Below are 26,310 nucleotides of genomic sequence, written 5' to 3'. Positions count from 1 at the left end.
ATAGAGAGGGTTATTATTAATGGAAACTAACCCACCACTATGATAAGCGATCCTAATTTCTAAAATGAAAAATAGTGTTCCAAATCAGGCTTTCCCTCGGAGCAGTCCAGACACCTCGAGACTCCTGCGGGAGGCCGGCTAAGTACGGTCACGTCCTGTGACCAATGCCGGCATTAGAACTTCCTGTTCGTCGATAGGCTTGGTGAGACCCCGCAGCAGGCTTGCCTGCGAGGAGGCTCACCAGCCGCCCGCGGAAAGCGAGAGGTGTCTGGACTGCGAACCTCCAGGAGAAACTTGCACTTACGCTGTATGAAAGTAATTCTCATTCAAAATGAAAATTCACTTTGGTCAAAAATGAGAAAGGTGAGTTGGTTATTTATGCGACTTGGCATTCGGGACAGAGGCCGTAGATTTCAAATTTGTGGTCCTCGATCATGTAGTTCTCCAGTTTATTTTCAACTTCATCCATCGGACAAATATTAATTTCTTTCGTTTTCCCGCACCTGCTGCAGATAAAATGGTGATGATGGTGGGTCGCACATTTCATCCGGAAGTGTTTCTCCCCATTTAACTCTGTGCTTTCAAGAATTTTCATTTCATCATATAAATGTAAATTCCGGTACACGGTGTCAAAGCTAATTCCTTCATATTTATCTTCCATAAATTGATGCAGTTCTTTCGCTGTCCGGTATCCATCGGCTTTTTCGAAAAAAGTTAAAATATCTTTCCTGCGCCCAGTTGATTTATACCCATTCTTTCTTAGCACTTCCATCGCATTCTGTAAATTCATTAGGCTTCCCTCATTTCTTGTTGTGATTTCCGACTCCGTTTAATCCCGATTGTTAACAGTAAAATCGTGACGGCAATCATGACAATTGTTCCACCTGGCGGGATACTTAAATAATATCCGCTTATAATACCAATGATAACAGAAATTTCACCGAACAAAATAGATAAAAACAACATTTGTTTAAACCCTTTTGCAATCCGCATCGCTGCAGCGACAGGGAGGGTCATAAGAGCGGAGACGAGTAAGACTCCAACAATCCGCATTGAAGCAGCAATAACAAGAGCAGTTAGCACAATAAATAACAGGTGAATGTGTTTCGTATGAATGCCTGAGATCGTTGCATGTTCTTCATCAAAGGATAGAGTAAGCAGTTCTTTATAGAAAAAAGTGACGATCAGAACGACGATAATAAATATTATGAAAATCAATAAGAAGTCACTTTGGCTTACAGCGGAAACCGATCCGAATAAATATCCGAATAAATCCGTGTTAAATCCATTAGCTAGAGATATGAAAATAACACTTAATCCGACACCGGCAGAAAGGATAATCGGAATTGCCAATTCCTGATATGTTTTATAAACCGTACGCAGCTTTTCAATAAAAATGGAACCGATGACGGAGAAGGCCATCCCGCTGTAAAGAGGGGGGAAGGTGATGAGAAGTAACTTCTCGATCATTAACCCAAAGGCAATCCCTGCCAATGTAACATGGGATAAGGCATCCGCAATTAAAGAAAGCCTGCGGACGACAATGAAAGTTCCGAGTAATGGAGCGATGATTCCAATTAATAAGCCAGTTATAAATGTATATCGTAAAAATTCATAGTTTAAAAAGTCAGCTAGCATAATATTCCTCCATTACGAATGATGGACAATCGTTGTGACTGGATGTCCATAAAATAAAGATAGGTCTTTATCGGAAAGGGAACAATATTCTTCAGGATTTCCATGGAAATGCAGTGTCTTATTCAAACAGACAACATCTGTCGCATATTCCGTCATAATCTCAGTGTCATGGGTGACTAAAAGAATCGTTATCTCTTGTTCCTCATTCAATTTGTGTAGTAACTCATAGAATCGTTTCACATTTTCCTGGTCAACTCCAACAGTTGGCTCATCGAGAATCAATAATTCCGGCTCACTTACAAGTGCCCTAGCGATGAATACCCGCTGTTGTTGTCCGCCAGAAAGCTTTCCGATATTTTCATTGGCAAAACCACTCATATCGACCAATTCAAGTGCTCTTAGGATGTTTTGTTTATCTTGTTTATTTAAAAATTTAAAATAGCCAAGCTTTGCCGTAAGACCGGTTGAAACGACTTCAAAAACAGTTGCAGGGAAACCTGTATTAAAGCTATTTGCTTTTTGCGAAACGAACCCGATTTTATTTCTTTCTTGAAACTTTTCCAGTGGTACGCCGAATAAAGTTACATTTCCTTCATCTGGTTTAAGCAAGCCGAGAATCAGTTTGATCAGAGTGGTTTTTCCACCCCCGTTCGGACCAACTAGGCCCATAAACTTGCCCTTTGGAAGTTCAAAATTAATCCCATCGAGTATTGGTTTGTTTTGATAGGAAAAGCTGACATTATGCATCGTTATAATAGGTTCATTCATTGGAACACATCCTTTCAATTCATTGCTTCATCGAGAACTGCTAAATTATCTTTCATAATGGAGAGGTAATCCCGATTTTCTTTAATATCTTCATCGGTGAGTACTGCAAGATTATGGATAATTAACGGTTCAGCATTTATCTCTTGCTGAATCACTTCAGCAACTCGAGTTTTTACATTTTGTTCAAAAATAATATGATTGATGTTATTTTCTTTTACTACGTCAATGATTTCTACTAATTCTTTCTGGGATGGTTCATTTTCCGTGGAAAGCCCGTGGATGGAAATTTGTTCAATTCCGTAGCGTTCTTCCCAATAACCGAAAGCTGCATGGGTGACGAGTAATTTTTTAGTTGACTTTGTTGCAAGTAATTCTGTGAATTCATCATCTATTGCTTGAAGTTGTTCTTTTAAATGGGTAAAGTTTTCCGCAAACCGTTCTGCTTCATCCGGATATTGTTCACTTAACTCATCATGAATAATCTCAGCAATCTCAATCATGCGAATCGGATCGAGCCAAATATGCGGATCCTTGTCTCCGTGGTGATGATCATGATCTTCGTGAGCGTCATGGTCATCTTCTTGGGCTAAGAATAATTGTTCATGCTGACCGATTTCGATTAACTTCACATCTTCATTTTCTAAAGCGCTGGCAGCGGTACTTGCTAATGCTTCAAGCCCTGCGCCGATATAAATAAAAGCATCACCTTCCGCAATCTTTGCCAATTCCTTTGCCGCAGGTTCATACGTATGCTCATCCACACCAGGAGGATAAACGGTCTGTACTTCAACAAGATCACCAGCAATCTCCTCAACGATAAATTGTAACGGATATATTGTTGTATATATTGTCCCTTTTGATTGGTCGGTATCATTTGATGCCGTGTTACAACCGGCTAATAATAAAATAAATAATAAAAAGATAAAATTACGTTTCAATACTCTCAATGAACATCCTCCTGTACGATGAAATTCTTCCTATAATAATTCCTTATTAATATTCAACAATCATGGACCTGAAAGGTGAGCAGAGCTCTAATATAAGCGGAAGAGCAAGAATACTTATGCTGAATGATGGCAATCAGCTTATGAAATTCTTTTCTAATCATATCGTAACCGTTACGATTTGTAAATAATAATCATTTCGATTTAGAAAAAAATCAACATCTCTGTTGCGAAATATCAGAAAGTATTTTATACTAAAAGCAGGTTAAGAGATTGTTCTCTTATTTTTTTAAAGAATAATGAATGAGCATTCATTCAAAGATATGGATTGGGGGATAAAACATGAAACGGTCAATCAAGCGAGCTGCTGTATTAGGCTCTGGAGTAATGGGGTCTGGAATCGCCGCACACTTAGCAAATAACGGCATTCCTGTACAAATGCTCGACATTGTACCATCTGAATTAACGGTGCAAGAGGAAAAACAAGGATTGTCGCTAGAAGACAAAAGAGTGCGTAATCGGATAGCCGAGAAAAGTAAACAGGCATTATTAAAGCAAAAGCCATCACCCATTACATCGAAGGCAAGTCTTGATTTGATTGAAATTGGGAACTTTGAAGATGATATGGAACGCTTAGAGGAAGCCGATTGGATTATTGAAGTAGTGACAGAGAATCTCGAAATCAAGAAGCAAGTATTTGCAAATGTGGATAAACACCGGAAGAAGGGCAGTATTGTTAGTTCCAACACATCAGGAATATCTGTAGAAGCGATGATTGAAGATTGTAGTGAGGATATGAAGAAACATTTCCTAGGAACCCATTTCTTTAATCCACCGCGTTATTTAAAATTGTTGGAAGTAATTCCAACCTCACATACCGATCCAGATGTACTTGAGTTCATGAAAGTATTCGGTGAAAATGTTCTTGGTAAAGGGGTTGTGGAAGCAAAGGACACGCCCAACTTTATAGCAAACCGAATTGGAACATATGGGCTTCTTATCACACTAAGGGAAATGCTTGAACAAGGATTTAGTATTGGGGAAGTTGATTCGGTTACTGGTCCACTTATCGGAAGACCGAAGAGTGCCACGTTCCGTACATTGGATGTAGTCGGCCTCGATACATTCTTGCACGTCGCACGAAACGTCTATGACAAAGTGGAAGGAAAAGAAAAGGAAGTATTTGATCCACCGGCATTTATGCAGAAAATGGTTGAAAATGGTTGGCTCGGTTCTAAATCAGGAAAGGGATTTTACGAGAAAAAAGCTGGAGTCATTTATGAAATTAATCCGGATACACTTGAATTTGGTGAACGAAAGAAATTACAAACACCAGCAATCGAAATGGCAAAGCAGGCAAAAGGCTCTCGCGCCAAAATGAAAGCGCTTCTATCTATGCCTGATGATCCGGCAGCTAAGCTCGTTTGGTCTTTATTAAAGCCGGTCCTTATTTATTCCGCCGAACTGGTCGGTGAAATTGCCGATGATATTACGGCTATTGACCAAGCGATGAAATGGGGATTCGGTTGGGATATCGGACCATTTGAGACATGGGATGCGATTGGTTTAAAACAAGCAACCGAGCGGATGCAACGTGAAGGGGAGACAGTGCCAAGCTGGGTGCTAGAGTTAATTGAAAAAGGATATGAATCTTTTTATAAACAAGCAGATGGAGAAATAACTTATTATAATGGCAATGATTTTGAAAAGCTTAAGACAAATCCGAAAGAAGTGAATCTAAGACTCTTTAAGAATAAATCAAATGTAATCAAGAAAAATACTGGTGCAAGTTTAATAGATTTAGATGACGGTGTCCTATTACTTGAATTCCATTCACCCAATAATGCGATTGGCCTTGATATTATGCAAATGGTGAACACAGCGATTGAGGAAGCCGAAGCTAACTATGAAGGGCTTGTTATCGGAAACCAGGGTAAAAACTTCTGTGTTGGTGCTAATCTCGCATTAATGTTAATGGAAGCACAGGATGATAATTTCTATGAACTTGATATGGTCATCCGTATGTTTCAAAATATGACGACAAACATTAAATATGCAAATAAACCAGTAGTCGTCGCTCCGTTTAATATGGCGCTTGGAGGCGGGGCAGAAGTGTCGCTACCTGCAGCAGCAATTCAAGCGTCACCGGAAACATATATGGGACTTGTCGAAGTTGGTGTCGGTCTTATACCTGGTGGGGGCGGCACGAAAGAACTTTATCTAAAACAACTTCGCAATATGCCAAAGGGGATCGATTTTGACTTATCGAAGGTCGCGAATGATGTCTTTGAAAAAGTGGCAACGGCGAAAGTATCAACTTCCGCAAAAGAAGCACAAGAGCTAGGATTTCTAGACCAAAAAGATGCGATCAGTGCGAATCCAGATCATTTAATTTACGATGCCAAACAAAAAGTACTTGCACTGGCTCATGCAGGTTACCGGGCACCTGCAAAAGAAAAAATTCCGGTCGTTGGAAATGCAGGCTATGCGGCAATGCTGCTCGGGGCAAAAAATCTCCAGATGAGCGGTTATGCATCTGAACATGATGTAAAGATTGCCGAAAAGCTAGCCTATGTCTTATCCGGTGGAAGAATTAAAGAAGGTTCGCTTATTGATGAGCAGACAATGCTCGATTTCGAGCGAGAAGCATTCTTAAGTCTAATCGGTGAACCGAAAACACAAGCCCGGATGCAACACATGTTAATGAAAGGTAAACCATTACGCAACTAAGGATTAAGGGGGAGAAAATGTGAAGGAAGCAGTTATCGTTGCAGGAGCAAGGACTCCGGTCGGTAAGGCGATTAAAGGTAGTTTACGAGACGCAAGACCGGATGATTTAGCTGCACTGACAATCAAAGAAACATTGAAAAGGGCAGGCGACTATACCGGAAATATTGATGACGTCATCATCGGTTGTGCGATGCCGGAAGCAGAGCAAGGGATGAATATGGCAAGAAATATTGCGGGGCTTGCCGGTCTTCCGAAAGAAGTTCCGGGAATTACAATTAATCGCTATTGTTCTTCCGGGCTGCAAGCAATCGCCTATGGTGCTGAACGTATTATGGTTGGCGCGAGTGATACGATTATTGCTGGTGGGGCAGAGTCGATGAGCTTAATTCCGATGGGCGGACATGTCATTAAACCAAACCCGAAACTCGTAGAAGATGCGGTTGGCTATTATATGGGCATGGGACATACGGCAGAAGAAGTGGCGAATCGTTTCAATATATCCCGAGCAGATCAAGATGCCTTCGCAGCACAAAGTCATGAGCGGGCAGCCAAAGCAATTGAAGAAGGTAAATTCGCTGATGAAATTGTCTCGGTGGAAGTCACAGAACGTGTTATCGGTAAGGATAATAAGGTTGTAGAACAGACAAAACAATTTGCAATGGATGAAGGGGTACGCGCAGATACAAATACAGAAGTCCTTGCTAAACTGAGACCTGCATTTCATATAAAGGGATCTGTAACAGCTGGAAACTCCTCGCAAATGAGCGATGGGGCAGGTACCGTCCTATTAATGGAGCGCGAGAAAGCCCAAGCAGAAGGATTAACCCCCTTATTAAAATTCCGTTCCTATGCTGTAGCTGGAGTGGAACCGGAAATTATGGGAGTAGGTCCTGTGAAGGCGATACCAAAGGCACTGGAAATTGCCGGTCTTGAGTTATCGGATATTGGATTGATCGAGCTGAATGAAGCGTTCGCATCCCAATCGTTACGAGTTATTGAAGCGCTTGACTTAGATACTTCTATTGTGAATGTAAACGGTGGAGCGATTGCACTCGGACACCCGCTAGGAATGACGGGAACGAAGCTGACGCTAACTTTAGCCCATGAGATGCGCCGCAGAAATGTTCAATTTGGAATTGTAACGATGTGTGTTGGCGGTGGAATGGGAGCAGCAGGAGTATTTGAGCTAATTTAATCTTTACAACTAACTTTTAATAAAAGGAGAAGATCAATTATGAGCGAAACAAAAGACAAACTTTTTAAAGGAGGAGCCTTCCTCATTGAAGAATTAACCGGTGAGGACATTATCACTCCTGAGGACTTAACAGATGAGCATAAAATGATTGCGAAAACAACAGAGGAATATGTTAACAATGAAGTCGTCCCGCTTATCGACAAGTTAGAAAACCACGAATTCGAACATTCCGTAGAATTATTGAAAAAGGCGGGAGAGCTAGGTCTGCTCGGTGCAGATGTTCCGGAGGCTTACGGTGGGCTTGGTCTGGATAAGATTAGCTCATCCTTGATTACAGAGAAAATGGCACCAGCGGGAGGATTTTCCATTACTCATGGAGCCCATGTCGGTATCGGCTCGCTGCCAATTGTGTTTTTCGGGAATAAAGAACAGAAGGAGAAGTATTTGCCGAAGCTTGCGACGGGCGAGCTAATCGCTGCCTATGCCCTGACAGAACCTGGCTCCGGTTCAGACGCTCTCGGGGCAAAAGCGACTGCTAAGCTGAATGAGGCAGGAACCCATTATATTTTGAATGGGGAAAAGCAGTGGATCACGAACTCCGCGTTCGCAGATGTATTTGTCGTCTATGCAAAAATTGATGGTGAACATTTCTCTGCGTTCATTGTAGAACGCGATTATCCAGGTGTGTCCACTGGTTTGGAAGAGAAAAAGATGGGGATTAAGAGTTCATCAACCCGGACACTGATTTTGGAAGATGCAGAAGTACCGGTAGAAAATCTCCTAGGTGAAAAAGGTAGAGGACATATTATTGCCTTTAATATTTTAAACGTTGGACGTTACAAACTAGCCGTCGGTGGTGTCGGTGGTTCGAAACGGGCATTTGAACTAGCGGCAAAATATGTGAATGAACGGAAACAATTCAGTGTACCAATTTCAAGCTTCTCCCTAACCCAATCTAAGCTTGCTACGATGGCGAGTGAAATCTATGCAAATGAGAGTGCGGTTTATCGTACAGTTGGATTGTTCGAGCAGCGGATGGGTGCTTTGTCTGATGAAGAACTTGAGGACGGTCGGGAAATTGCCCGGGCAATTGCTGAGTACCAAATCGAATGCTCGATTACGAAATATATGGCGACAGAATTACTTGACCGCACCGCTGACGAAGCGGTTCAGCTGCATGGTGGGTATGGGTTCATGGAGGAATATGAAGTAGAAAGAATCTACCGGGATTCCAGGATCAACCGGATATTTGAAGGTACGAATGAAATCAACCGACTGCTCGTTCCGGGAACATTGCTGAAAAAGGCAATGAAAGGGGAACTGCCATTATTACAGAAAGCCCAAGGACTTCAGGAAGAGCTTATGATGATGATGCCTGAAGAAGTTGGCACAGAACCACTTGATCAGGAAAAGCATTTAGTGCGTAATGCAAAGAAAATTGTTCTCTTAGGTGCAGGTTTGGCGGCACAGAAATACATGCAGAAACTTGAGAATGAGCAAGAAATTCTCGTCCACTTGGCCAATATGGTTGGAGATGTCTTTAATATGGAATCAGCCCTCCTCCGTACTGAAAAAGCGATTCATCAGACGGGAGAGGAGAAGAATGAGCTGAAACTGCTTTATACACAAGTATATGTACAGGAAGCATTCAATCGGATTGAGGCAGCGGCAAAAGAGATCTTAATTGCGGTGGAAGATGGAGATACTCTACGGATGATGCTCTCTTCCTTACGTAAATTGACCCGTCATGAACCGACGAATGTTATTGCGAAGAAACGGGAAATCGCCAAATCACTCATCGAAAGTGAAAAATATATCGTATAATTTCAGTTCGTCCGGAGTATAGAATATGCTCCGGACGATTTTTTTAAAACCATACGAGCTCTGTAGCAAATACATGTGTCAACAAACCTTCTATGTTAAAATAGTGGTAATTACATAAAGGAGCTGGTTTTTAAAATGAGTATGACTTTTTACTGGTATCCAAAATGCGGCACGTGCAGAAATGCGAAGAAGTGGTTGGAAGCGAACGATATCGACTTTGAGGCAGTCCATATCGTTGAGGATACACCATCTAAGGATAAGATTTTACAATTAATTGAAAAAAGTGGTCTAGAACCGAAGAAGTTCTTTAATATGAGCGGTAAAAAATATCGCGAATTGAATATGAAAGAGAAGATTAAAGATGCTTCAGTTGAAGAAATGGCAGAATACCTAGCTTCTGACGGCATGTTGATAAAACGGCCGATAGCAGCGATGGGAGACAAAATCACTGTTGGTTTTAAAGAAGACGAATACGAATCAACTTGGAATTAGTACAGAAGGTAAAGAGAAAATGTGATGTACAGTAGATTTTCTAATCTATCCATTGTATAGTTGGAGTAGAAGAAACGGAAAGGATGATAACCGATGAATTTACCAGAGGACTTACGTTATACGAAAGAGCACGAGTGGATTAAGAAAGAGAGCGACAATAAAGTGCGCATCGGAATTACTGATTTCGCTCAAGATGAACTTGGAGATATCGTGTTTGTCGAACTTCCGGAAGAGGGCGACACAGTCGAAGCGGACGATTCATTTGGCAGTGTAGAATCGGTAAAAACAGTTTCCGAGCTATATGCACCAGTCAAAGGGACAATAGTTGAAATCAATGAAGAATTGGAAGACAGCCCAGAACTTGTCAACGAATCTCCATATGAACAGGCTTGGATGATCGTTGTAGAACTAGAGGACGCAAGCGAATGGGATAATTTACTGACAGCTGAAGAATACAAAGCAATCATAGAAGAATAATACTAAAGCAAGACAAAAAAGGAGGGGGACTAACTATACAATAAAACAGTATAGTCAGCCTCCTTTCTTTCATATGCTATAATAGGTGGATGATTTGATCGGATAAGGAGTGGCAGGGTATGATAGCGCACGAAACCGAAAAAGTTATTATTGTGGAGGGGTTGACAGATAAACGTAAGATAGAAGAAATTCTAAGCGAAGAAGTCACGATTATTTGTACAAACGGCTCACTAAGCGTCCATTGGTTTGATGAGCTGTTAGAAACATATAACTTAGATGAAAATGATGTCTACATCTTTGTCGATGAAGATAAAAATGGCTTGAAACTACGAAAACAACTGGCACGGGAACTCCCTCATGCCGACCATATTTATATTAGCAGGGATTACCGTGAAGTCGCAACTACCCCTTATAAAATCCTTGCCTCCTTACTCGTTGCAAAACATTTTTCAGTACGACCAACATTTTTATATTAGTCAGGTGAGTCTATGCAGAAAGTAATATCAAAACAGCTAAAGAAAGATTCTTACTTATTATATATTTATTCGCCATTTTGTGGCACATGCCATATCGCTAGGACGATACTTGAAAAAATTGAAGACATTCATGGCGAAGAAATATTTTATGAAATGAATGCCAATTTTGAAGAAGCTTTCTTACACGAACATAAAATAGAGAACGTGCCTTGTTTATTAATTAAGGAGAATAATGAAGTAAAGGAGAAAGTGTATACTTTCTATTCTACCGGTAATATTTATCGTTATCTTTTCGAATATAAGCCTGAGCTCTTCGCTGGGGAAAGCTATTGACAGCATAACTCAACTCATGCTATGATTTCTTTATGTTAATTGAATAGGTATGCTCTTATCGAGAGCGGTGGAGGGACTGGCCCTGTGAAACCGCGGCAACCTTCAAAGTCGTTTGAAAGGTGCCAATTCCTGCTAATATCTTGATAGATAAGAGAACAAGAAATGCAACTATAGGTAAAAGCGTCTTTCTGTTCTCGAATAGAAAGACGCTTTTTTGATTTATTTGGAAGGAGATAGTACGTTGATTTCCATTAAAGGTTTAAGGAAGCAATACGTTACAAAAGAAAGGCAAATCATTGCAGTTGATGATTTGGATCTGGATATAAAAGAAGGAGAAATATTTGGCGTTATTGGTTATAGTGGTGCTGGTAAAAGTACCTTCATCCGCTTGCTCAATCGGTTGGAGGAGCCATCAGGTGGATCAGTAACAATAGGTGATAAAGACATAACACGTTTGAAGAAAAATGATCTCCGCATTGCACGCCAAGATATTGGAATGGTGTTTCAACATTTTAATTTACTATGGTCGCGGACTGTGGCAGAGAACATTGCATTCCCGCTTGAAATTGCTGGAGTGAGCAAAACGGAGCGTAAACAGCGGGTTCAAGAATTGATCGACTTGGTCGGTTTAACTGGTCGGGAAGATGCTTATCCATCTGAATTAAGTGGTGGACAAAAACAGCGTGTCGGTATTGCTAGATCACTGGCGAACAAACCGAAACTATTACTTTGTGATGAAGCGACATCTGCTCTTGACCCGGAAACGACAACATCTATTTTGGATCTACTCGTTGACATCAATGAAAAGATGGGACTCACAATTATTCTGATTACCCACGAAATGCAGGTCATCCGGAAAATTTGCCACCGGGTTGCTGTTATGGAAGAGGGAAAAGTAGTGGAAATGGGAGATGTCCTCGATGTTTTCCTTCATCCGAAACAACAAATAACAAAGAAATTTGTTAGCCAGGTGATGGGAAATGCAGAGGAAGAGGATGCGATCCCAAGTATGCTGCAAGATAATCCAGAAGGAAAGCTCATCAAACTGCAATTTATCGGAGAATCAGCAAACAAAGCTTTAATCAGTCAGCTTGCGAAACAGTTTGCCATCGATATCAATATTATCCAAGGCAAGATTACGAATACGAAGACCGGAAGTTACGGAACATTGTTTGTTCAAATTACTGGTGAGGATGCGGAAATTGACCGTGCTATTCTCTATGTTCAAACGAAAACCTCCGTGGAATTGGAGGTCATCCTAAATGTTTGAAAATGTGAATATGGACGAGCTGTTAACAGCGACTAATGAAACTTTTTATATGACAATTATTTCGCTATTAGGCACCTTGGTCATCGGAATACTTCTTGGATTATTACTATTTCTTACAGCAAGAGGCGGTATTTGGGAAAATAAAGTCATTAATGCAATAACCGCATCTGTTGTCAACGTATTCCGTTCGATTCCGTTTATAATATTGATTCTGTTATTATTTCCATTTACAAATTTCCTTATTGGGACGATTCGAGGACCAAGTGCTGCGCTACCAGCGCTAATTATCGGCAGCGCGCCATTTTACGCTCGGCTTGTGGAGATTGCGTTCCGGGAAGTTGATAAAGGTGTCATTGAAGCTGCAAAATCAATCGGTGCGAAGACGAGTACGATTATATTTAAAGTATTGATACCTGAATCCTTACCAGCTCTCGTATCAGGGCTGACCGTTACAGCTATTGCACTTATCGGCTATACCGCGATGGCAGGAATAATTGGGGCAGGCGGTCTTGGAGATTATGCTTATTTCTATGGTTTCCAGCGCCGGAACTTTGATCTTGTGTTTATTTGTACGATAATAATTTTGATCATTGTATTTATTATTCAATTTATTGGAGATTTCATTACCAATAAAATAGATAAAAGATAAAAAGGAGAGGAATAAAGATGAGAAAGTTTCTAGGATTAATTCTACTATCATTCATTCTGTTGCTGGCTGCATGTGGTACAAGTGGAGAAAAAGAAGATACCGCAAATGGTGCAGATGATGCAGATAACACCGCTGGAGAAGAAGCCACAGAACCGGTTGATATCGTTATTGGCGCATCAAGTACACCCCATGCCGAAATTTTAGAAGAAGCTAAGCCGTTGCTTGAAGAGGAAGGAATCAATATAACAATCGAGATGTATCAAGATTATGTATTACCGAATGAGGACTTGGAATCGGGTACGCTCGATGCGAACTTCTTCCAGCATATTCCGTTCCTCGATCAAACAATTGATGACACAGGGTATGATTTAGATTATATTGATGGAATCCATATTGAACCGATGGGTGTTTACTCGAAGAATATCACATCACTTGATGAGATTGAGGATGGTCAAGAGATTATCATCAGCCGTTCCATTCCTGACCATGGACGTATTCTTTCATTATTTGAGCAACAAGACTTGATTACATTGGATGAGAGTGTAGAGAAATCTACGGCAACAATTGATGATATTGTAGACAATCCATTGAATCTAACATTCTCACCAGATGTGGATCCATTGTTATTACCAGAAATGTACGAGTCGGAGCCGGATGCATTAGTTGCAATCAACACAAACTATGCCATCGATGCAGGCCTGAATCCGCTAGAAGATGCGTTATTCATTGAAGACGAGAATTCAGAGTATGTAAACGTCATCGCCGTCCGCAGTAAGGACAAAGACAATCCTGCGTTCCAAACATTAGTTGATGTTTTACAATCGGAAGAAATCCAAAACTTCATCTTAGAAAATTATGATGGGGCAGTTGTTCCGGTTGGCGGAAGCAATTAAAATTTGTGAAATCGGTAGTAAAAGGAAGCATAAGCTTAAATGTTTATGCTTCCTTTCTTTATATTACAGCATCGTTCATTTCCAGTTAAATACTCCACCCTATACGTTTATTTCTCCTTTGAGCAGGGTAGCGTTATTGTGTTAACCTTTTAATGTAGAAAACAAAGGAGTGGTTTATTATTAATTCGGTTAATAATGAGTATTATACGCAAGAAATGGAGAAGGCAATGAACGAATATCATAAAATGAGCATTGCCGAATACGAATCGAATTTAGCAAACCGAATGAAAGTAGAGCGGAAACGCGAACGGGAATATCAGGAATCAAAACAAATCATCGCTGAAATTGACAATCAGCTTGGATACTAAAAGAACAGAAGACGGGCCTACTTGGTCTGTCTTCTGCTCTTTTTAGCTCATACCTCATTCATCATACCGCGAATTGTAAAGCCGTCATTTTTAGACCATTCCGCGTAATAGATTTTACTGATTTCGGTATAGCCTAACTTCGCAAGTTCTGACTTTAGCCATGTTTCACTTTTTCCGATTTTTTCTAGTATTGTTCCTACTATTTTCCCTTCATCAATCACTAGATAGCTAAGGGCTGCTTCTTTTGGTTGGATGGAAAGCATTTCTGCTGTGACTGGTACGGATCGTTCATACTCTAACACACTCAGCTGTCTGCTTGGCTCGAGTATTCCATATTTCACTTCATTAATTGAGAAAATGCCTTGTTGCCTTAGCATTGTACGCAACTGTTCCGATTCAAGCTTATTCTTTTTCAAAGCTTTTATATCGAGTTCACCATCATGGATAATGACGGTAGGTTCTCCTTTTACTGCTTGCCTTGTTATATCGAATTTCTGAACGATCTTTTCAATACTGTAAATGAGAAGGGACCATAAGGCAATGGCTGCCAATACTTGCCAAACAGTGACTTTGTCATCATAAACCGATTCTTCGAGCAAGCCTCCGAGTACAAGGATATATACAAAATCAAATGGAGTAATTTGAGATAGTTCTTTCTTTCCTAACAAACGGACTACAATCAGTAATGCGAGTAAACCACAGATTATTTTTATTGTCATCGATGTCGCCATACTTGTTATTCACCTCTGCTTTATTTTTTTAATTGTAATACCCTTTATTGAACGAACTAATCTACTAAGTTGAATATATCGCTGCTTCCGTTTTCCACTTGGGTGACACGGGTAAGGAATACATATAAAGTGAAACTTCATTCAGTGGGGATCCTTACCGTTTCTTACCTCCCCACTGAATGTTAGTTGAATAGAATCAGGGATTTACAAATAACCAATAAAGGAGCATTCGAAAATGACGGCTGAAGTGGCAGTACTGAATAAACAAGGAATCGCAATGGCTGCAGACAGTGCAATAACAAGCGGTAGAGAAGGTGTACAAAAAGTATATAATACGGCCAATAAATTATTTTCATTATCGAAAGAACATTCAATTGGAATCATGATATATGGGGCTGGGTCCTTTATGGAAGTTCCTTGGGAAGTCATTATCAAAGCGTACCGGAATAATCTCGGGACAAAAAAGTTTCCGAATGTAAAAGATTATCTCCATGATTTCTTTTGCTTTTTGGATGAAGATGAACGGTTCAGAGATAAATATGTCGAAGAAATTATTGTGTATCGTATTTTTTCCGATAATCTAAAACGGATAGTCAAAGAAGTGGAAGAACGAATGGCAAGAAAAGAGCATATGGAGGAGGGGGTCTCGTCCGAGCGGGTTACCAACTGGCTTGGGGAAGCTACTCGTCAACTAATTAAATCCTATCAAAAAGAAGAAAATAATTTTATAGAGATGGAAGAAAATGCTTTTAAAGAACGCTTTGGTTCGGTAGTTATTGAAATAATCGATGAACTGATTAAATATGATGTTCCGGCAGAACTGACAGAGCAGTTTTACAAATTAGCTTTTGAAGCTGTTCGGAAGGACTATTTCAGCGTAGGGAGTACTGGATTTGTAATTGGCGGATATGGAGAAGAAGATATTTTTCCACGTCTATTAAATTATAGATTGGAAGGATTTATCTTTGGTCAACTGAAATATAAGAAATTAAAAGATAAAAAAATTAGTTATACGACGGATAAAGATGATGGTACAGCCACGATTACCGCATTTGCTCAAAGAGAAATGGTTGACTCCTTCATAAGCGGTATCGAACCGAATATGGAAGATCTTATATTTAATATCATTTCGGGTGTATTGAGAAATTATCCTGAAGAAATTCAAAAACGTCTATCACTCGATTTTACAAAAGAACAAGTTAAAGACTTGAAAGTAATGGGTAGAGAAATGTATGAGTCTATAGAAAGTGCTATTACAGAATACCAGGAAAGGAATTATATTGAACCCCTACTTGGTGTTGTCCGTTCCTTGCCAAAAGAAGAGCTGGCAGATATGGCGGAGGCCCTCGTCTCCTTGACGACATTTAAACGCCGAGTAACGAGAGCGACCGAATCAGCAGGACCGCCAATTGACGTCGCGATTATTACAAAGGGAGACGGTTTCATCTGGATGAAACGGAAGAATTACGTTGATGAGGAAATAAATGCCTATTTATAGCATTGGAAAGGAGAGAGTGACATGCTGCCTAAGGATAATGATTCAAAGAAGAATGCTTATTTTCAGCTGCCGCCGGAGGACCGGATGGAGTTTGAACTAGAGGATAAAGAGAAAAAAGAAAAAGAAATTGCCGTCGAAAAGGTCTACGATAAGTTGAAGAAAAATAAATAGATGTTACAAATGTTACAAGTGGAAAACAACTCTATTAAATGTCGTTTGTTGGGTTTAACTTTAATAAAATGTGGAATCTAAAGTAATGTACGAGCAAGAATTATCATCATGAAAGGAGTTTTTACAAATGGTTAAAAACAACAATAATGGTAAGATGTCTCGTGAGCAAGCAGGAAGAAAAGGTGGTAAAGTAACTTCAAGAAACCACGACCAAGATTTCTATGAAGAAATTGGTCAAAAGGGTGGCGAGGCTACTTCACAGAACCATGATCAGGAATTTTATGAAGAGATCGGTCAAAAAGGCGGGGAAGCTACAGCGCAAAATCATGACCGCGAATTCTATGAAGAAATTGGTCAAAAAGGTGGCGAGGCAACTGCACGGAACCACGACCGGGAATTCTATGAAGAGATCGGTCAAAAGGGAGGAGAAGCTACTTCCCGAAACCACGATCAGGAATTCTATGAAGAAATTGGTCAAAAGGGTGGCGAGGCAACTGCACGGAACCATGACCAAGACTTTTATGAAGATATTGGTGAAAAAGGTGGAAAATCTCGAACACGAGAGCGCCGAAACAATAATAACAACAAATAATTTAAATTATTTACACTCCACTTAAGGTGAAAAAGCGCAGCAGTCCATTCGGTACTGTCTGCGCTTTTAACATGTTTTACATAACTTACGAACGATATCTTCTGGGGGCAGCAAGCTACTTTAGAGGGCGCAACAGTGTAGGGATAGCAACATCATGTTGTAAAGTTGCTAAGCTTACCTTAAGAAGTGTATTGTTGGTGAAAAGCTTCTACTTAATCCAAAAGAACCCCACGGCTTTAACCACAGGGGTTGTCAGTTAAATGAGAACGAGATATAGTGTATACTAGATATATATTATAGAAGAAACGGGATGATCAGTTATCATGCTGTTTTTCTTATGTATAAACAAAGAGGATTGGAGGGGTAACTTTCGGCGAGAAAATAAAAAGGGCGATAATGGCGAACGCTTCTGTCCGTTGGATTTAAGCGCTTATATACAATCTTATTGCAAATAGACCGAATGGGTTGATAATTAATTTGAAATGCTTTAAGATTGTAATGAGAATAGATTGAGAATGAATATCAAGTTCATCTCGGAAAACTAGAATAAGCATTTGGAGGTATTGATTATGTCAGGATCAGTTTTAGAAATCAAAAATCTTCATGTTTCCATTGAGGATAAACAAATATTAAAAGGTGTAGACCTTACAATTAAGGGCGGGGAATTCCATGCAATCATGGGACCGAACGGAACAGGTAAATCTACATTAGCATCAGCAATTATGGGGCATCCCCTTTATGAAATAACAGAAGGAAGCATTACGTTTAATGGTGAAGACGTATTAGAAATGGAAGTAGATGAGCGCGCAAGAGCAGGTCTTTTCCTAGCAATGCAATATCCAAGTGAAATCAGCGGTGTAACAACTTCTGACTTTTTACGCAGTGCAATTAATGCAAAACGTGAAGAAGGCGATGAGATTCCATTAATGGAATTCATTAAAGAACTTGATGAAACACTTGATTTCCTTGAAATTGATAAGAGCATGGCTACACGTTACTTGAACGAAGGATTCTCTGGTGGGGAGAAGAAACGTAACGAAATCCTTCAATTAATGCTACTAAAACCGGAAATCGGTATTTTAGATGAAATTGACTCAGGACTTGACATCGACGCGTTAAAAATAGTTTCTAAAGGTATTAACAAACTACGTGATGAGAACTTCGGAACATTAATCATTACTCACTACCAACGTTTATTAAACTACATCACACCGGATTATGTACATGTCATGATGCAAGGCCGTGTCGTAAAATCTGGTGGTCCAGAGTTAGCTAAGCGTCTAGAAGCGGAAGGCTACGAATGGATTAAAGAAGAGTTAGGTATCGAAGACGAAACAATCGAACAAAATGCATAAACGTTAGGAGGAGTATCATGACTGTGGAAACAAAACTGTCATTTGATAAGGCTTATGTTGAACAGTTTTCAAAGAAAAGAAATGAGCCAGAGTGGATGCAGAAATTCCGCCTGGATGCGATAGAGCAGGCTGAAAGCTTGGAAATGCCAAAGCCTGATAAAACAACAATTAGAAATTGGAACTTTACAGAGTTCAATCATGATTTCAAAACTGGTGAATCAGTATCTTCCATTCAAGACCTTCCAGAAGAATTACGTGATTTCTTTGATGAAAAGCAAGCACCGGAAAACTTGATCATTCAGCGTAATCATTCTGTTGCTTACGCTGCATTGAATAATGAATTAAAAGAAAAAGGTGTCATCTTCACTGACATCCATACTGCTATCCGTGAACATGCGGATCTCGTTCAAAAGTATTTCATGACGGAAGATGGTGTTGCTGTTAGCGAGCATAAGCTGACTGCACTTCATGCCGCCCTTGTTAATGGTGGTGTATTCCTTTATATACCTGAAAACTTGCAAATTGAAACACCAATTCAATCCATTTTCTGGCAAGAAGACCCAGAAATCACACTCGTGAACCATGTACTTGTTGTTGTGGATAAAAACAGTTCCATCACATATGTGGAAAACTATCTTTCCCATAATGAAGAATATGAAACGGTTGCCAACATCGTAACGGAAGTATATGCACTCGACGGTGCTAAAGTTGCATACGGCGCAGTTGATAACTTTGCAGCTGCAACTACAACATATGTGAACCGCCGTGGTATCGCAAGCCGTGACGCAACAATTGATTGGGCATTAGGACAAATGAACGACGGAAATACCGTTTCAGAAAACGTCACTCGCCTAGTCGGTGATAACTCCACTTCCCAAGCGAAAGCTGTATCGGTTGGCCGTGGAAAACAGACACAAAACTTTACTTCTGTTATGCACCATGACGGAAAAGCTTCCGATGGTTTCATTTTACAACGTGGTGTAATGACGGAAGGTTCTACAGCAATCCTTAACGCGATTGGTAAGATTGAGCATGGTGGAACGAAAGCAAACTCTGAACAGGAGTCTCGCGTACTTATGTTAAGTGAAAAAGCTCGAGGTGACGCTAACCCTATTTTGCTTATCGATGAGGATGACGTTACAGCAGGACACGCAGCTTCAGTAGGTCGTGTTGATCCATTGCAAGTATACTACTTGAAGAGCCGTGGGTTGACTGAAGAGGAAGCGCAACGTCTGTTAATTCATGGATTCCTTGATCCTGTTGTTTCCCAGCTTCCGATTGAATCTGTGAAAAAACAATTAACACAAGTGATCGAAAGGAAAATCAACTAATGGACGTAAGAGCCATTAAAGAACAGTTTCCGATTCTGGGTCAAGAGGTGAATGGACACCCGCTCGTATACCTGGATTCCTCAGCTACTTCACAGAAGCCCGTTTCTGTGATAGAAGCCGTGGCCAAGTACTACCGGGAGACGAACTCCAACGTTCACCGCGGCGTGCATACTCTAGGAACACGTGCTACCGATCAGTACGAAGGAGCACGTGAAAAGGTCAGAGCTTTCATTAATGCTAAAAGTACTGCCGAAGTTATTTTTACCCGTGGAACTACAACCGCTATTAACACAATAGCTTGGAGCTATGCGCGTGCCAATTTAAAGGAAGGCGATGAAATTGTTATCACGCCGATGGAGCATCATAGTAACATTATTCCTTGGCAACAGGCAGCTAAAGCTACTGGTGCAACTTTGAAATATATTCCGTTACAAGAGGACGGCACCGTGTCACTGGAAGACGCTCGGGAAACAATTACTCCAAACACAAAAGTTGTCGCTATCGCTCATGTTTCGAATGTTCTTGGAACAATCAATCCGATCAAAGAGATTACAAAGATTGCACATGAAAATAATGCAGTTATTGTCGTTGACGGAGCCCAGGGTGCGCCACATATGCAAGTGGATGTACAAGATCTCGATGTAGATTTTTATGCATTTTCTGGGCATAAAATGTGCGCCCCAACTGGAATTGGTGTATTATATGGGAAACGCGAACTTCTAGTGAACATGGAACCGGTAGAATTCGGTGGGGAAATGATTGATTTCGTTAACCTTTATGATTCTACTTGGAAAGAACTGCCATGGAAATTCGAAGCTGGTACTCCAATCATTGCTGGTGCAATTGGTCTCGGAGCCGCAATCGATTTTCTAAATGAAGTTGGTTTAGATAATATTTTAGAACATGAGAAAAAATTGGCGGCATACGCAACAGATAAGTTGCGTGAAGTGAATGGGATTACAATTTATGGTCCAAAAGAGCGTGCTGCCCTTGTAACCTTTAATTTAGGAGAGGTTCATCCGCATGATACGGCAACCGTACTCGATGCGGAAGGAATTGCAGTTCGTGCAGGTCACCACTGCGCACAGCCGCTGATGAAATGGTTAGACGTTACGGCAACAGCTAGAGCAAGTTTCTATCTGTATAATACAGAGGAAGATGTAGACCGTCTCGTCGAAGGACTGTTAAAAGCGAAGGAGTATTTTGGTGATGTCTTATAATTTAGATACGCTTTACAGACAAGTAATCATGGATCACTATAAAAATCCGAAGAACCGCGGATTAATTGAGGGTGATTCTCTTACCGTTGATATGAACAATCCTACTTGTGGAGACCGGATTGAACTGCAACTGCAGCTTGAAGATGGCATTGTAAAAGATGCCCGCTTTGAAGGAGAAGGCTGCTCCATCAGCATGTCATCCGCATCGATGATGACCCAGGCAATTAAAGGGAAAAAGGTTGACGAAGCACTTGCGATGTCTGAACTTTTCTCTGATATGATGCTTGGAAAAGAAATCGATACTGATGGCTTTGAATTAGGGGATATTCAAGCCCTTCAAGGTGTATCCAAATTCCCGGCCCGGATTAAATGTGCAACATTGGCCTGGAAAGCTCTTGAAAAAGGTGTCCATGAACAGGGATAAGGTGTTTTGAAATATCTGAAGGAGGGTTACAACTATGGCTAGGAATATGCCTGAAATAGGAGATTATAGATATGGTTTCCGTGACAAAGACGTATCGGTTTTCCGTACGGAGAGAGGATTAACTCGAAAAGTCGTTGAGGAAATCTCCAAAATGAAAGAAGAACCACAATGGATGCTAGATTACCGCTTGAAAGCGTTGGAGCATTTCTATGCACGTCCAATGCCGCAATGGGGCGGTGACTTATCAGGACTTGATTTTGATGAGATCATCTATTATGTAAAACCATCGGAGAAACAAGGTAGAACTTGGGATGAGGTTCCAGCAGAAATTAAACAGACATTTGACAGACTTGGAATTCCTGAAGCAGAGCAGAAGTATCTTGCTGGTGTATCTGCTCAGTATGAGTCTGAAGTAGTTTATCAGAGTCTGAAGGAAGATCTTCAAGAATTAGGAATCATTTTCACAGATACAGATACTGCTTTGCAGGAGAATGAAGAATTATTTAAAGAGTATTTCGGTACAGTAGTGCCATACTCCGATAACAAGTTTGCCGCTCTGAACTCTGCAGTATGGTCCGGCGGTTCCTTCATTTATGTTCCAAAAGGAGTCAAAAGCTCAACGCCGTTGCAAGCATATTTCCGTATTAACACGGAAAATATGGGACAGTTTGAACGTACGCTAATCATTGTTGATGAAGATGCATCTGTTCACTATGTGGAAGGATGTACAGCACCAACTTATTCATCAGCATCCTTGCATAGTGCAGTAGTTGAAATCATCGTTAAGAAAGATGCATACTGTCGTTATACTACAATCCAGAACTGGTCCAGCAACGTTTATAACCTTGTTACGAAACGTGCAACTGTAGATGCGAACGGAACAATGGAATGGATTGATGGTAACTTAGGATCGAAATTAACGATGAAATATCCTTCTATTCTCTTGAAAGGTGAAGGAGCAAGAGGTAATACACTATCGATTGCGCTAGCTGGTAAAGGACAATTACAGCATGCTGGTGCAAAAATGCATCACTTAGCACCGAATACATCTTCAACGATTGTATCGAAGTCCATTTCCCGTAATGGTGGTAAAGTTTCTTATCTTGGACTTGTTCACTTCGGACGTAAAGCGGACGGAGCACGTGCGAATATCGAGTGCGATACATTGATTATGGACAATGAGTCTACATCTGACACAATTCCATACAATGAAATCTTAAATGACAATATCTCACTTGAGCATGAAGCGAAAGTATCCAAAGTTTCCGAAGAACAATTATTCTATTTAATGAGTCGTGGCTTAGATGAATTCGAAGCAACAGAAATGATTGTTATGGGCTTCATCGAACCATTCACAAAAGAACTTCCAATGGAATATGCAGTTGAAATGAATAGACTGATCAAATTCGAAATGGAAGGCTCTATCGGATAATTTTAAATAAAACATCCCCGTCACAGATATGTGGCGGGTTTTTTGTGCGTTTGGCAGCACATCGAACTAATCGCTGATAGCCTCTAACACGTCGTTGTGGCGAAAGTGTCTAGCTGAAAAGCAGCAGTGCGTGGTCGTGGGGCAATGTCGGAGGGTTTGAAGGGACAGGCGACATCAAACCAAAACCCATGCTGGCAGAAGCGGATAACCTTGCACAAGAAGGGAATATCCCATAATCGATACGGATTCCATTAGTTATGAAGGCTGGTTTCGGGGGAAAGTTCGGTGGCATGACCCGAGGAGGTCTTACTGTCTCTACTCCGTGGTAAACCTTAGGTAAGTCTGTGATGGACAAGCCAAGCTTATGGATAGTAAGAAGTAGAGCAGGGAATAGTAATGAAAAGGCCCACTGGAAAAGTTGCAAAAGTGAGTGACTCCGTATGATAAGTAGAAAATGGTGTGCTTACTCTATTGTTGTACGGGAAATTATAAATAAAAAGATGATAATAACTTGAGTTACTTGTAATGGCATGTTCTGAATAAGCTTTTTTTGTACTGTACCCGCTAAAATTGTGGAGTTTTTCAAGTAAATAGTGTATTTTAGTATGATGGAGAATGTCGAAGGAAATTACACTATTAGGATGATGATTAAGTTATGAAGAATATATGGGAAATTTTTAAAACAGATTTAAATAATATACGGAAGAAACGTGCTGCAATCATCGTGATTGTAGCTCTAATGATTTTACCTTCCATGTATGCGTGGTTCAACATTTTACCTTCGTGGGATCCATATGCCAACACGGAGAATGTTGCGGTAGCAGTTGTGAACCTGGATGAGGGCGCGGAGGTAGAAGGAGAAACGGTCAATGTCGGGGATGAGGTTGTTACAAACTTAAAGGATAATAAGAAGCTAGGCTGGCAATTTGTTGATGAAAAGGAAGCGAAAGAAGGTCTTGAAAAAGCGGATTATTATGCGTCTATTACGATTCCGTCTAATTTCTCCGAGAAATTAACGAGCGTTCTGGATGATAAACCCGAAAAGCCTGTATTGGATTATTATATTAATGAGAAAGTGAACGCCATTGCTCCGAAAATTACGAATGCAGGGGCAACTGGTATTGTGGAAAGTGTCCATCAAGGATTTATTAAAGTTGCCAATGAAGCGATTTTTACAGCATTCAATGAAGCCGGAATTGAACTGGAAGCGAACAAAGAAAGCATTGAACGCTTAAGGGATGCCATCTATCAGTTAGAAGAAGACATGCCTGAAATTGAGCGACTTTTAGGTGTTGCGGGAGATGATTTAGACAAAGCGGAAGATGCGAGCGAAAAAGCGCATGAAGGTGTTAAGAAAGCAGAAGAAGTGAGTGTACAAGTTCAGGCACTTAGTGAAAGAGCTAAGGAGATTCTTAATGAAACTGATAAGTATGTAGACGAATATGTTCCCATTGTTAAAAATGATTTAACAACAGCACAAAAAGTTATCAAAGAAGTTCCAGGGGTAATTAGTCAAATATCCGAGAAAGAAGATTCTTTTGATGAAGTTGTAACAAAAATAGAAAATAGCACAGGAAAAATCGATCAAGGAATCGAAGTCCTGCAGTTATTGGAAGAAGCGTTGAAAAATGCGGATGAAGAAGCAACCAACGGCAACCAAATCGCCAATCTTGTTGCCCAATTAGAAGAAGACAATGAACGGCTCGAAAAAGCGAAACAAGATCTACTGGCTACGATTGATGTCATCGAAAATGCACCAGATAACGGGGAAGATGCACCAAGTGAAGATGAGAAGTCTTTAGAGCAGTTAAAAGCGATGGTAGAAATTATCGAAGCTAGACAAGCAGCAATTCAGCATGCAATCGAGGCAAGTAAACAAGTTGAAGAATCTATTGCAGATGGTATTTTCCTTGACGGAGTTGATAAGGTTGCGGGTTATGAAGAAGATCTAAGACAATTCAAAGATGAAGTGCTTGCAAAAATTACTGCAGCTAAAGAAGGGAAAGCAAAACTAGCCGACGTATTAGATTATATAGAGGAACACGCTTTACGAATTAATACAACCATTAATGATTTATTAACATTTATCGATCAAGATTTAATGCCAACCTACAATAAAGAAATGAACACGGCCCGAAATGCAATTCATGAAGCAGATAAAAAAATAGAAAAAGTCACTTCCTACTTTCCGAAAGTAGAGGAAATTTTAAATAAAGTTGATGCAGGAATCGGTACAGGAAAAAAAGAGTTGGACAAAATTCAATCTGTTTTTCCTGAAGCGAAAGAGAAATTATTTAGTTTAGCGAAGAAAACGAGGGAATTAGAAGCTAAAGGAGATCTCGAAGAACTGATTGACTTTCTACGGAATGATCCGAACGCAAAGGAAGAATTCTTCGCAGATCCAATCATTCTTCAGGAACACAAATTATTCCCAATTCCGAACTATGGATCAGGCATGGCTCCGTTCTTTACGACACTCTCCCTCTGGGTTGGGGGGCTGATCCTCGTTTCTACTTTGATTGTTGACGTACCGAATAAGCATAAATACAAGGGCTATGAAGCATATTTCGGCAGATTTATAACATTTTGGTTGATTGGACTGGTACAGGCTTTAGTTGTCACTTGCGGTAATTTGTTCTTGCTTGAAACATTCGTTGTACACAAATTCCTATACGTTCTATTTGCTTTTCTGATCAGTACAGTGTTTATGGTGATTATTTATACATTTGTCTCCGTCTTTGGAAATACGGGCAAAGTGATTGCGATTATCTTGCTCGTTATGCAACTCGGAGCGTCGGGGGGTACCTTCCCAATCCAGACAACACCGCAATTCTTCCAAACAATCCACAAGTTTATGCCGTTTACGCATGGATTGGGCTTGTTAAGGGAAGCGACAGGTGGAATTGTTTGGTCCGTCGTGCTCACCCATATCGCTTGGCTTGTCGGTTTTATGATCATCTTCTTGTTTATCGGTATTAAACTAAAAGAAACAATAAATAAACGAAGCGATAAGTTCTTAGAAGAAGCACGTGAAAGTAAAGTTATTTTATAATGAAAAACCCGCCATTTTTAGTGGCGGGTTTTTCCTCATTGCATAGCGTCCTATAAAATATAAATGTTGTGCATAACTTAGATATCCAGGGCTAGCCACGTCCGCTCTGCGCCCAGCAACTATCAAACTTCACACTCCTCCAATCGATAAAGAAGACTTGCCGAGCGGTCTTTGTGAGGCTTAGTCGCCCTTATACCCTTGTGGTGAAAGCGGGCATCAACTCAAAGAGGAAGGCCGACTAAGAACGGGCCAAGGCCCAACTCACGTCTACCCTAAAGGGGCATGTTTCCTTTATCTCATTCCGTAAAGGGGAAGTTCGATTAAGTTCGCTCACGTATGGGGCAACATCGAACTACCTCCCGTCCTGGGAGGCACAGTTTGTACGTTGCTACGACGCACAGGATGTGCTAGTGCAGGTGTTGCGACAGGACGTCGCGTTTTTAACCT

The 26,310-nt window shown here is 40.5% G+C and carries 25 protein-coding genes and 1 riboswitch; of the genes, 20 read left to right on the top strand and 5 right to left on the bottom strand.

All coding sequences use genetic code 11. The features are described 5' to 3' along the window. Positions 1-376: 376 nt before the first annotated feature. The 4 genes from WKU33_RS08245 to WKU33_RS08230 are packed head-to-tail and all read right to left on the bottom strand — an operon-like array spanning position 377 to position 3,353. Positions 377-790 (bottom strand): Fur family transcriptional regulator, encoded by a 414-nt coding sequence (locus WKU33_RS08245; RefSeq protein WP_156855794.1) that lies wholly within the window; start codon positions 788-790, stop codon positions 377-379. After that, positions 790-1,638 (bottom strand): metal ABC transporter permease, encoded by an 849-nt coding sequence (locus tag WKU33_RS08240; protein WP_336253155.1) that lies wholly within the window; start codon positions 1,636-1,638, stop codon positions 790-792. The genes WKU33_RS08245 and WKU33_RS08240 overlap by 1 nt, the downstream gene beginning before the upstream one ends. Positions 1,639-1,650: 12 nt before the next feature. Continuing rightward, complete coding sequence (locus WKU33_RS08235; protein ID WP_336253156.1) at positions 1,651-2,406, bottom strand: metal ABC transporter ATP-binding protein; 756 nt, start codon at positions 2,404-2,406, stop codon at positions 1,651-1,653. 14 nt (positions 2,407-2,420) lie between these two features. Next, a complete protein-coding gene (locus WKU33_RS08230) occupies positions 2,421-3,353 on the bottom strand; it encodes a metal ABC transporter solute-binding protein, Zn/Mn family (RefSeq protein ID WP_336253157.1) in 933 nt (310 codons plus the stop codon). Between the two features lie 339 nt (positions 3,354-3,692). On the opposite strand from WKU33_RS08230, the gene WKU33_RS08225 reads away from it, so the two are divergent. The 11 genes from WKU33_RS08225 to WKU33_RS08175 all read left to right on the top strand — a co-directional run bounded on the left by WKU33_RS08225 (position 3,693) and on the right by WKU33_RS08175 (position 14,057). Next, positions 3,693-6,080, top strand: a complete 2,388-nt coding sequence (locus WKU33_RS08225; RefSeq protein WP_340454096.1) for a 3-hydroxyacyl-CoA dehydrogenase/enoyl-CoA hydratase family protein — start codon at positions 3,693-3,695, stop codon at positions 6,078-6,080. Positions 6,081-6,099: 19 nt separating this feature from the next. Then, the gene (locus WKU33_RS08220; RefSeq protein ID WP_156855802.1) at positions 6,100-7,275 is read left to right on the top strand and encodes an acetyl-CoA C-acetyltransferase; all 1,176 of its coding nucleotides are present in this window, start codon (positions 6,100-6,102) and stop codon (positions 7,273-7,275) included. Between the two features lie 39 nt (positions 7,276-7,314). Further along, on the top strand, positions 7,315-9,099 hold the full coding sequence (locus tag WKU33_RS08215) for an acyl-CoA dehydrogenase family protein (protein WP_156855804.1): 1,785 nt from the start codon (positions 7,315-7,317) through the stop codon (positions 9,097-9,099). A gap of 135 nt (positions 9,100-9,234) precedes the next feature. After that, on the top strand, positions 9,235-9,591 hold the full coding sequence (locus WKU33_RS08210) for an arsenate reductase family protein (protein WP_340454093.1): 357 nt from the start codon (positions 9,235-9,237) through the stop codon (positions 9,589-9,591). Between the two features lie 93 nt (positions 9,592-9,684). Continuing rightward, a complete protein-coding gene (gcvH, locus tag WKU33_RS08205; protein ID WP_156855807.1) occupies positions 9,685-10,068 on the top strand; it encodes a glycine cleavage system protein GcvH in 384 nt (127 codons plus the stop codon). 119 nt (positions 10,069-10,187) lie between these two features. Beyond that, a complete protein-coding gene (locus WKU33_RS08200) occupies positions 10,188-10,544 on the top strand; it encodes a toprim domain-containing protein (protein ID WP_156855809.1) in 357 nt (118 codons plus the stop codon). A gap of 12 nt (positions 10,545-10,556) precedes the next feature. Further along, positions 10,557-10,877 (top strand): thioredoxin family protein, encoded by a 321-nt coding sequence (locus WKU33_RS08195; RefSeq protein ID WP_156855810.1) that lies wholly within the window; start codon positions 10,557-10,559, stop codon positions 10,875-10,877. A 52-nt stretch (positions 10,878-10,929) separates the two neighbouring features. Continuing rightward, positions 10,930-11,031: riboswitch (SAM riboswitch) on the top strand. 87 nt (positions 11,032-11,118) lie between these two features. Beyond that, positions 11,119-12,147, top strand: a complete 1,029-nt coding sequence (locus WKU33_RS08190; RefSeq protein WP_156855811.1) for a methionine ABC transporter ATP-binding protein — start codon at positions 11,119-11,121, stop codon at positions 12,145-12,147. Then, on the top strand, positions 12,140-12,796 hold the full coding sequence (locus tag WKU33_RS08185) for a methionine ABC transporter permease (protein ID WP_188858228.1): 657 nt from the start codon (positions 12,140-12,142) through the stop codon (positions 12,794-12,796). Before WKU33_RS08190 ends, WKU33_RS08185 begins: the two co-directional genes overlap by 8 nt. Positions 12,797-12,813: 17 nt before the next feature. Further along, positions 12,814-13,689 carry a MetQ/NlpA family ABC transporter substrate-binding protein gene (locus WKU33_RS08180; protein ID WP_340454090.1) on the top strand — a complete coding sequence of 292 codons (876 nt, stop codon included), beginning with the start codon at positions 12,814-12,816 and terminating at the stop codon, positions 13,687-13,689. 227 nt (positions 13,690-13,916) lie between these two features. Beyond that, positions 13,917-14,057: a hypothetical protein gene (locus WKU33_RS08175; protein ID WP_198042602.1), complete on the top strand. Its 141-nt coding sequence runs from the start codon at positions 13,917-13,919 to the stop codon at positions 14,055-14,057. A gap of 47 nt (positions 14,058-14,104) precedes the next feature. Here the strand turns inward: WKU33_RS08175 and WKU33_RS08170 are convergent, their stop codons facing one another. Continuing rightward, entirely contained in the window at positions 14,105-14,788 is a 684-nt protein-coding gene (locus tag WKU33_RS08170) for a DUF421 domain-containing protein (protein ID WP_340454089.1), read from the bottom strand. A gap of 235 nt (positions 14,789-15,023) precedes the next feature. Between WKU33_RS08170 and WKU33_RS08165 the strand changes: the two genes are divergently transcribed. The 9 genes from WKU33_RS08165 (at position 15,024) to WKU33_RS08125 (ending at position 25,863) form a co-directional block, all read left to right on the top strand. Continuing rightward, positions 15,024-16,286 carry a hypothetical protein gene (locus WKU33_RS08165; protein ID WP_336253160.1) on the top strand — a complete coding sequence of 421 codons (1,263 nt, stop codon included), beginning with the start codon at positions 15,024-15,026 and terminating at the stop codon, positions 16,284-16,286. Positions 16,287-16,307: 21 nt separating this feature from the next. After that, positions 16,308-16,457, top strand: coding sequence for a hypothetical protein (locus tag WKU33_RS08160; RefSeq protein WP_156855818.1), 150 nt, complete (start codon positions 16,308-16,310; stop codon positions 16,455-16,457). A gap of 127 nt (positions 16,458-16,584) precedes the next feature. Beyond that, positions 16,585-17,049, top strand: coding sequence for a KGG domain-containing protein (locus WKU33_RS08155; RefSeq protein WP_156855819.1), 465 nt, complete (start codon positions 16,585-16,587; stop codon positions 17,047-17,049). Positions 17,050-17,618: 569 nt separating this feature from the next. Then, a complete protein-coding gene (sufC, locus tag WKU33_RS08150) occupies positions 17,619-18,404 on the top strand; it encodes a Fe-S cluster assembly ATPase SufC (RefSeq protein WP_156856685.1) in 786 nt (261 codons plus the stop codon). 17 nt (positions 18,405-18,421) lie between these two features. Then, positions 18,422-19,735 carry a Fe-S cluster assembly protein SufD gene (gene sufD / locus WKU33_RS08145; RefSeq protein WP_156856686.1) on the top strand — a complete coding sequence of 438 codons (1,314 nt, stop codon included), beginning with the start codon at positions 18,422-18,424 and terminating at the stop codon, positions 19,733-19,735. Next, complete coding sequence (locus tag WKU33_RS08140) at positions 19,735-20,955, top strand: cysteine desulfurase (RefSeq protein WP_340454086.1); 1,221 nt, start codon at positions 19,735-19,737, stop codon at positions 20,953-20,955. Before sufD ends, WKU33_RS08140 begins: the two co-directional genes overlap by 1 nt. Next, positions 20,945-21,379 (top strand): Fe-S cluster assembly sulfur transfer protein SufU, encoded by a 435-nt coding sequence (gene sufU, locus WKU33_RS08135; protein WP_336253162.1) that lies wholly within the window; start codon positions 20,945-20,947, stop codon positions 21,377-21,379. The genes WKU33_RS08140 and sufU overlap by 11 nt, the downstream gene beginning before the upstream one ends. 34 nt (positions 21,380-21,413) lie before the next feature. Continuing rightward, on the top strand, positions 21,414-22,811 hold the full coding sequence (gene sufB, locus WKU33_RS08130; RefSeq protein WP_340454083.1) for a Fe-S cluster assembly protein SufB: 1,398 nt from the start codon (positions 21,414-21,416) through the stop codon (positions 22,809-22,811). Between the two features lie 655 nt (positions 22,812-23,466). Next, positions 23,467-25,863 carry a YhgE/Pip domain-containing protein gene (locus WKU33_RS08125; RefSeq protein ID WP_340454082.1) on the top strand — a complete coding sequence of 799 codons (2,397 nt, stop codon included), beginning with the start codon at positions 23,467-23,469 and terminating at the stop codon, positions 25,861-25,863. Positions 25,864-26,310 lie beyond the last annotated feature (447 nt).

Origin of the sequence: Oceanobacillus sp. HCA-5259 (assembly GCF_037892815.1) — a bacterium.
Lineage (GTDB): Bacteria > Bacillota > Bacilli > Bacillales > Amphibacillaceae > Oceanobacillus > Oceanobacillus indicireducens.
The sequence above is the reverse complement of the archived record's forward strand: the minus strand, read 5'-3'. Positions and strand labels throughout refer to the sequence as shown.

What these genes read in the sequence shown, in the direction of transcription:
- WKU33_RS08245 (WP_156855794.1), bottom strand. Translation starts at nt 790, where the DNA reads ATGAATTTACAGAATGCGATGGAAGTGCTAAGAAAGAATGGGTATAAA.
- WKU33_RS08240 (WP_336253155.1), bottom strand. Translation starts at nt 1,638, where the DNA reads ATGCTAGCTGACTTTTTAAACTATGAATTTTTACGATATACATTTATA.
- WKU33_RS08235 (WP_336253156.1), bottom strand. Translation starts at nt 2,406, where the DNA reads ATGAATGAACCTATTATAACGATGCATAATGTCAGCTTTTCCTATCAA.
- WKU33_RS08225 (WP_340454096.1), top strand. Translation starts at nt 3,693, where the DNA reads ATGAAACGGTCAATCAAGCGAGCTGCTGTATTAGGCTCTGGAGTAATG.
- WKU33_RS08215 (WP_156855804.1), top strand. Translation starts at nt 7,315, where the DNA reads ATGAGCGAAACAAAAGACAAACTTTTTAAAGGAGGAGCCTTCCTCATT.
- WKU33_RS08210 (WP_340454093.1), top strand. Translation starts at nt 9,235, where the DNA reads ATGAGTATGACTTTTTACTGGTATCCAAAATGCGGCACGTGCAGAAAT.
- gcvH (WP_156855807.1), top strand. Translation starts at nt 9,685, where the DNA reads ATGAATTTACCAGAGGACTTACGTTATACGAAAGAGCACGAGTGGATT.
- WKU33_RS08200 (WP_156855809.1), top strand. Translation starts at nt 10,188, where the DNA reads ATGATAGCGCACGAAACCGAAAAAGTTATTATTGTGGAGGGGTTGACA.
- WKU33_RS08195 (WP_156855810.1), top strand. Translation starts at nt 10,557, where the DNA reads ATGCAGAAAGTAATATCAAAACAGCTAAAGAAAGATTCTTACTTATTA.
- WKU33_RS08185 (WP_188858228.1), top strand. Translation starts at nt 12,140, where the DNA reads ATGTTTGAAAATGTGAATATGGACGAGCTGTTAACAGCGACTAATGAA.
- WKU33_RS08180 (WP_340454090.1), top strand. Translation starts at nt 12,814, where the DNA reads ATGAGAAAGTTTCTAGGATTAATTCTACTATCATTCATTCTGTTGCTG.
- WKU33_RS08175 (WP_198042602.1), top strand. Translation starts at nt 13,917, where the DNA reads ATGAACGAATATCATAAAATGAGCATTGCCGAATACGAATCGAATTTA.
- WKU33_RS08170 (WP_340454089.1), bottom strand. Translation starts at nt 14,788, where the DNA reads ATGGCGACATCGATGACAATAAAAATAATCTGTGGTTTACTCGCATTA.
- WKU33_RS08165 (WP_336253160.1), top strand. Translation starts at nt 15,024, where the DNA reads ATGACGGCTGAAGTGGCAGTACTGAATAAACAAGGAATCGCAATGGCT.
- WKU33_RS08160 (WP_156855818.1), top strand. Translation starts at nt 16,308, where the DNA reads ATGCTGCCTAAGGATAATGATTCAAAGAAGAATGCTTATTTTCAGCTG.
- WKU33_RS08155 (WP_156855819.1), top strand. Translation starts at nt 16,585, where the DNA reads ATGGTTAAAAACAACAATAATGGTAAGATGTCTCGTGAGCAAGCAGGA.
- sufC (WP_156856685.1), top strand. Translation starts at nt 17,619, where the DNA reads ATGTCAGGATCAGTTTTAGAAATCAAAAATCTTCATGTTTCCATTGAG.
- sufD (WP_156856686.1), top strand. Translation starts at nt 18,422, where the DNA reads ATGACTGTGGAAACAAAACTGTCATTTGATAAGGCTTATGTTGAACAG.
- WKU33_RS08140 (WP_340454086.1), top strand. Translation starts at nt 19,735, where the DNA reads ATGGACGTAAGAGCCATTAAAGAACAGTTTCCGATTCTGGGTCAAGAG.
- sufU (WP_336253162.1), top strand. Translation starts at nt 20,945, where the DNA reads ATGTCTTATAATTTAGATACGCTTTACAGACAAGTAATCATGGATCAC.
- sufB (WP_340454083.1), top strand. Translation starts at nt 21,414, where the DNA reads ATGGCTAGGAATATGCCTGAAATAGGAGATTATAGATATGGTTTCCGT.
- WKU33_RS08125 (WP_340454082.1), top strand. Translation starts at nt 23,467, where the DNA reads ATGAAGAATATATGGGAAATTTTTAAAACAGATTTAAATAATATACGG.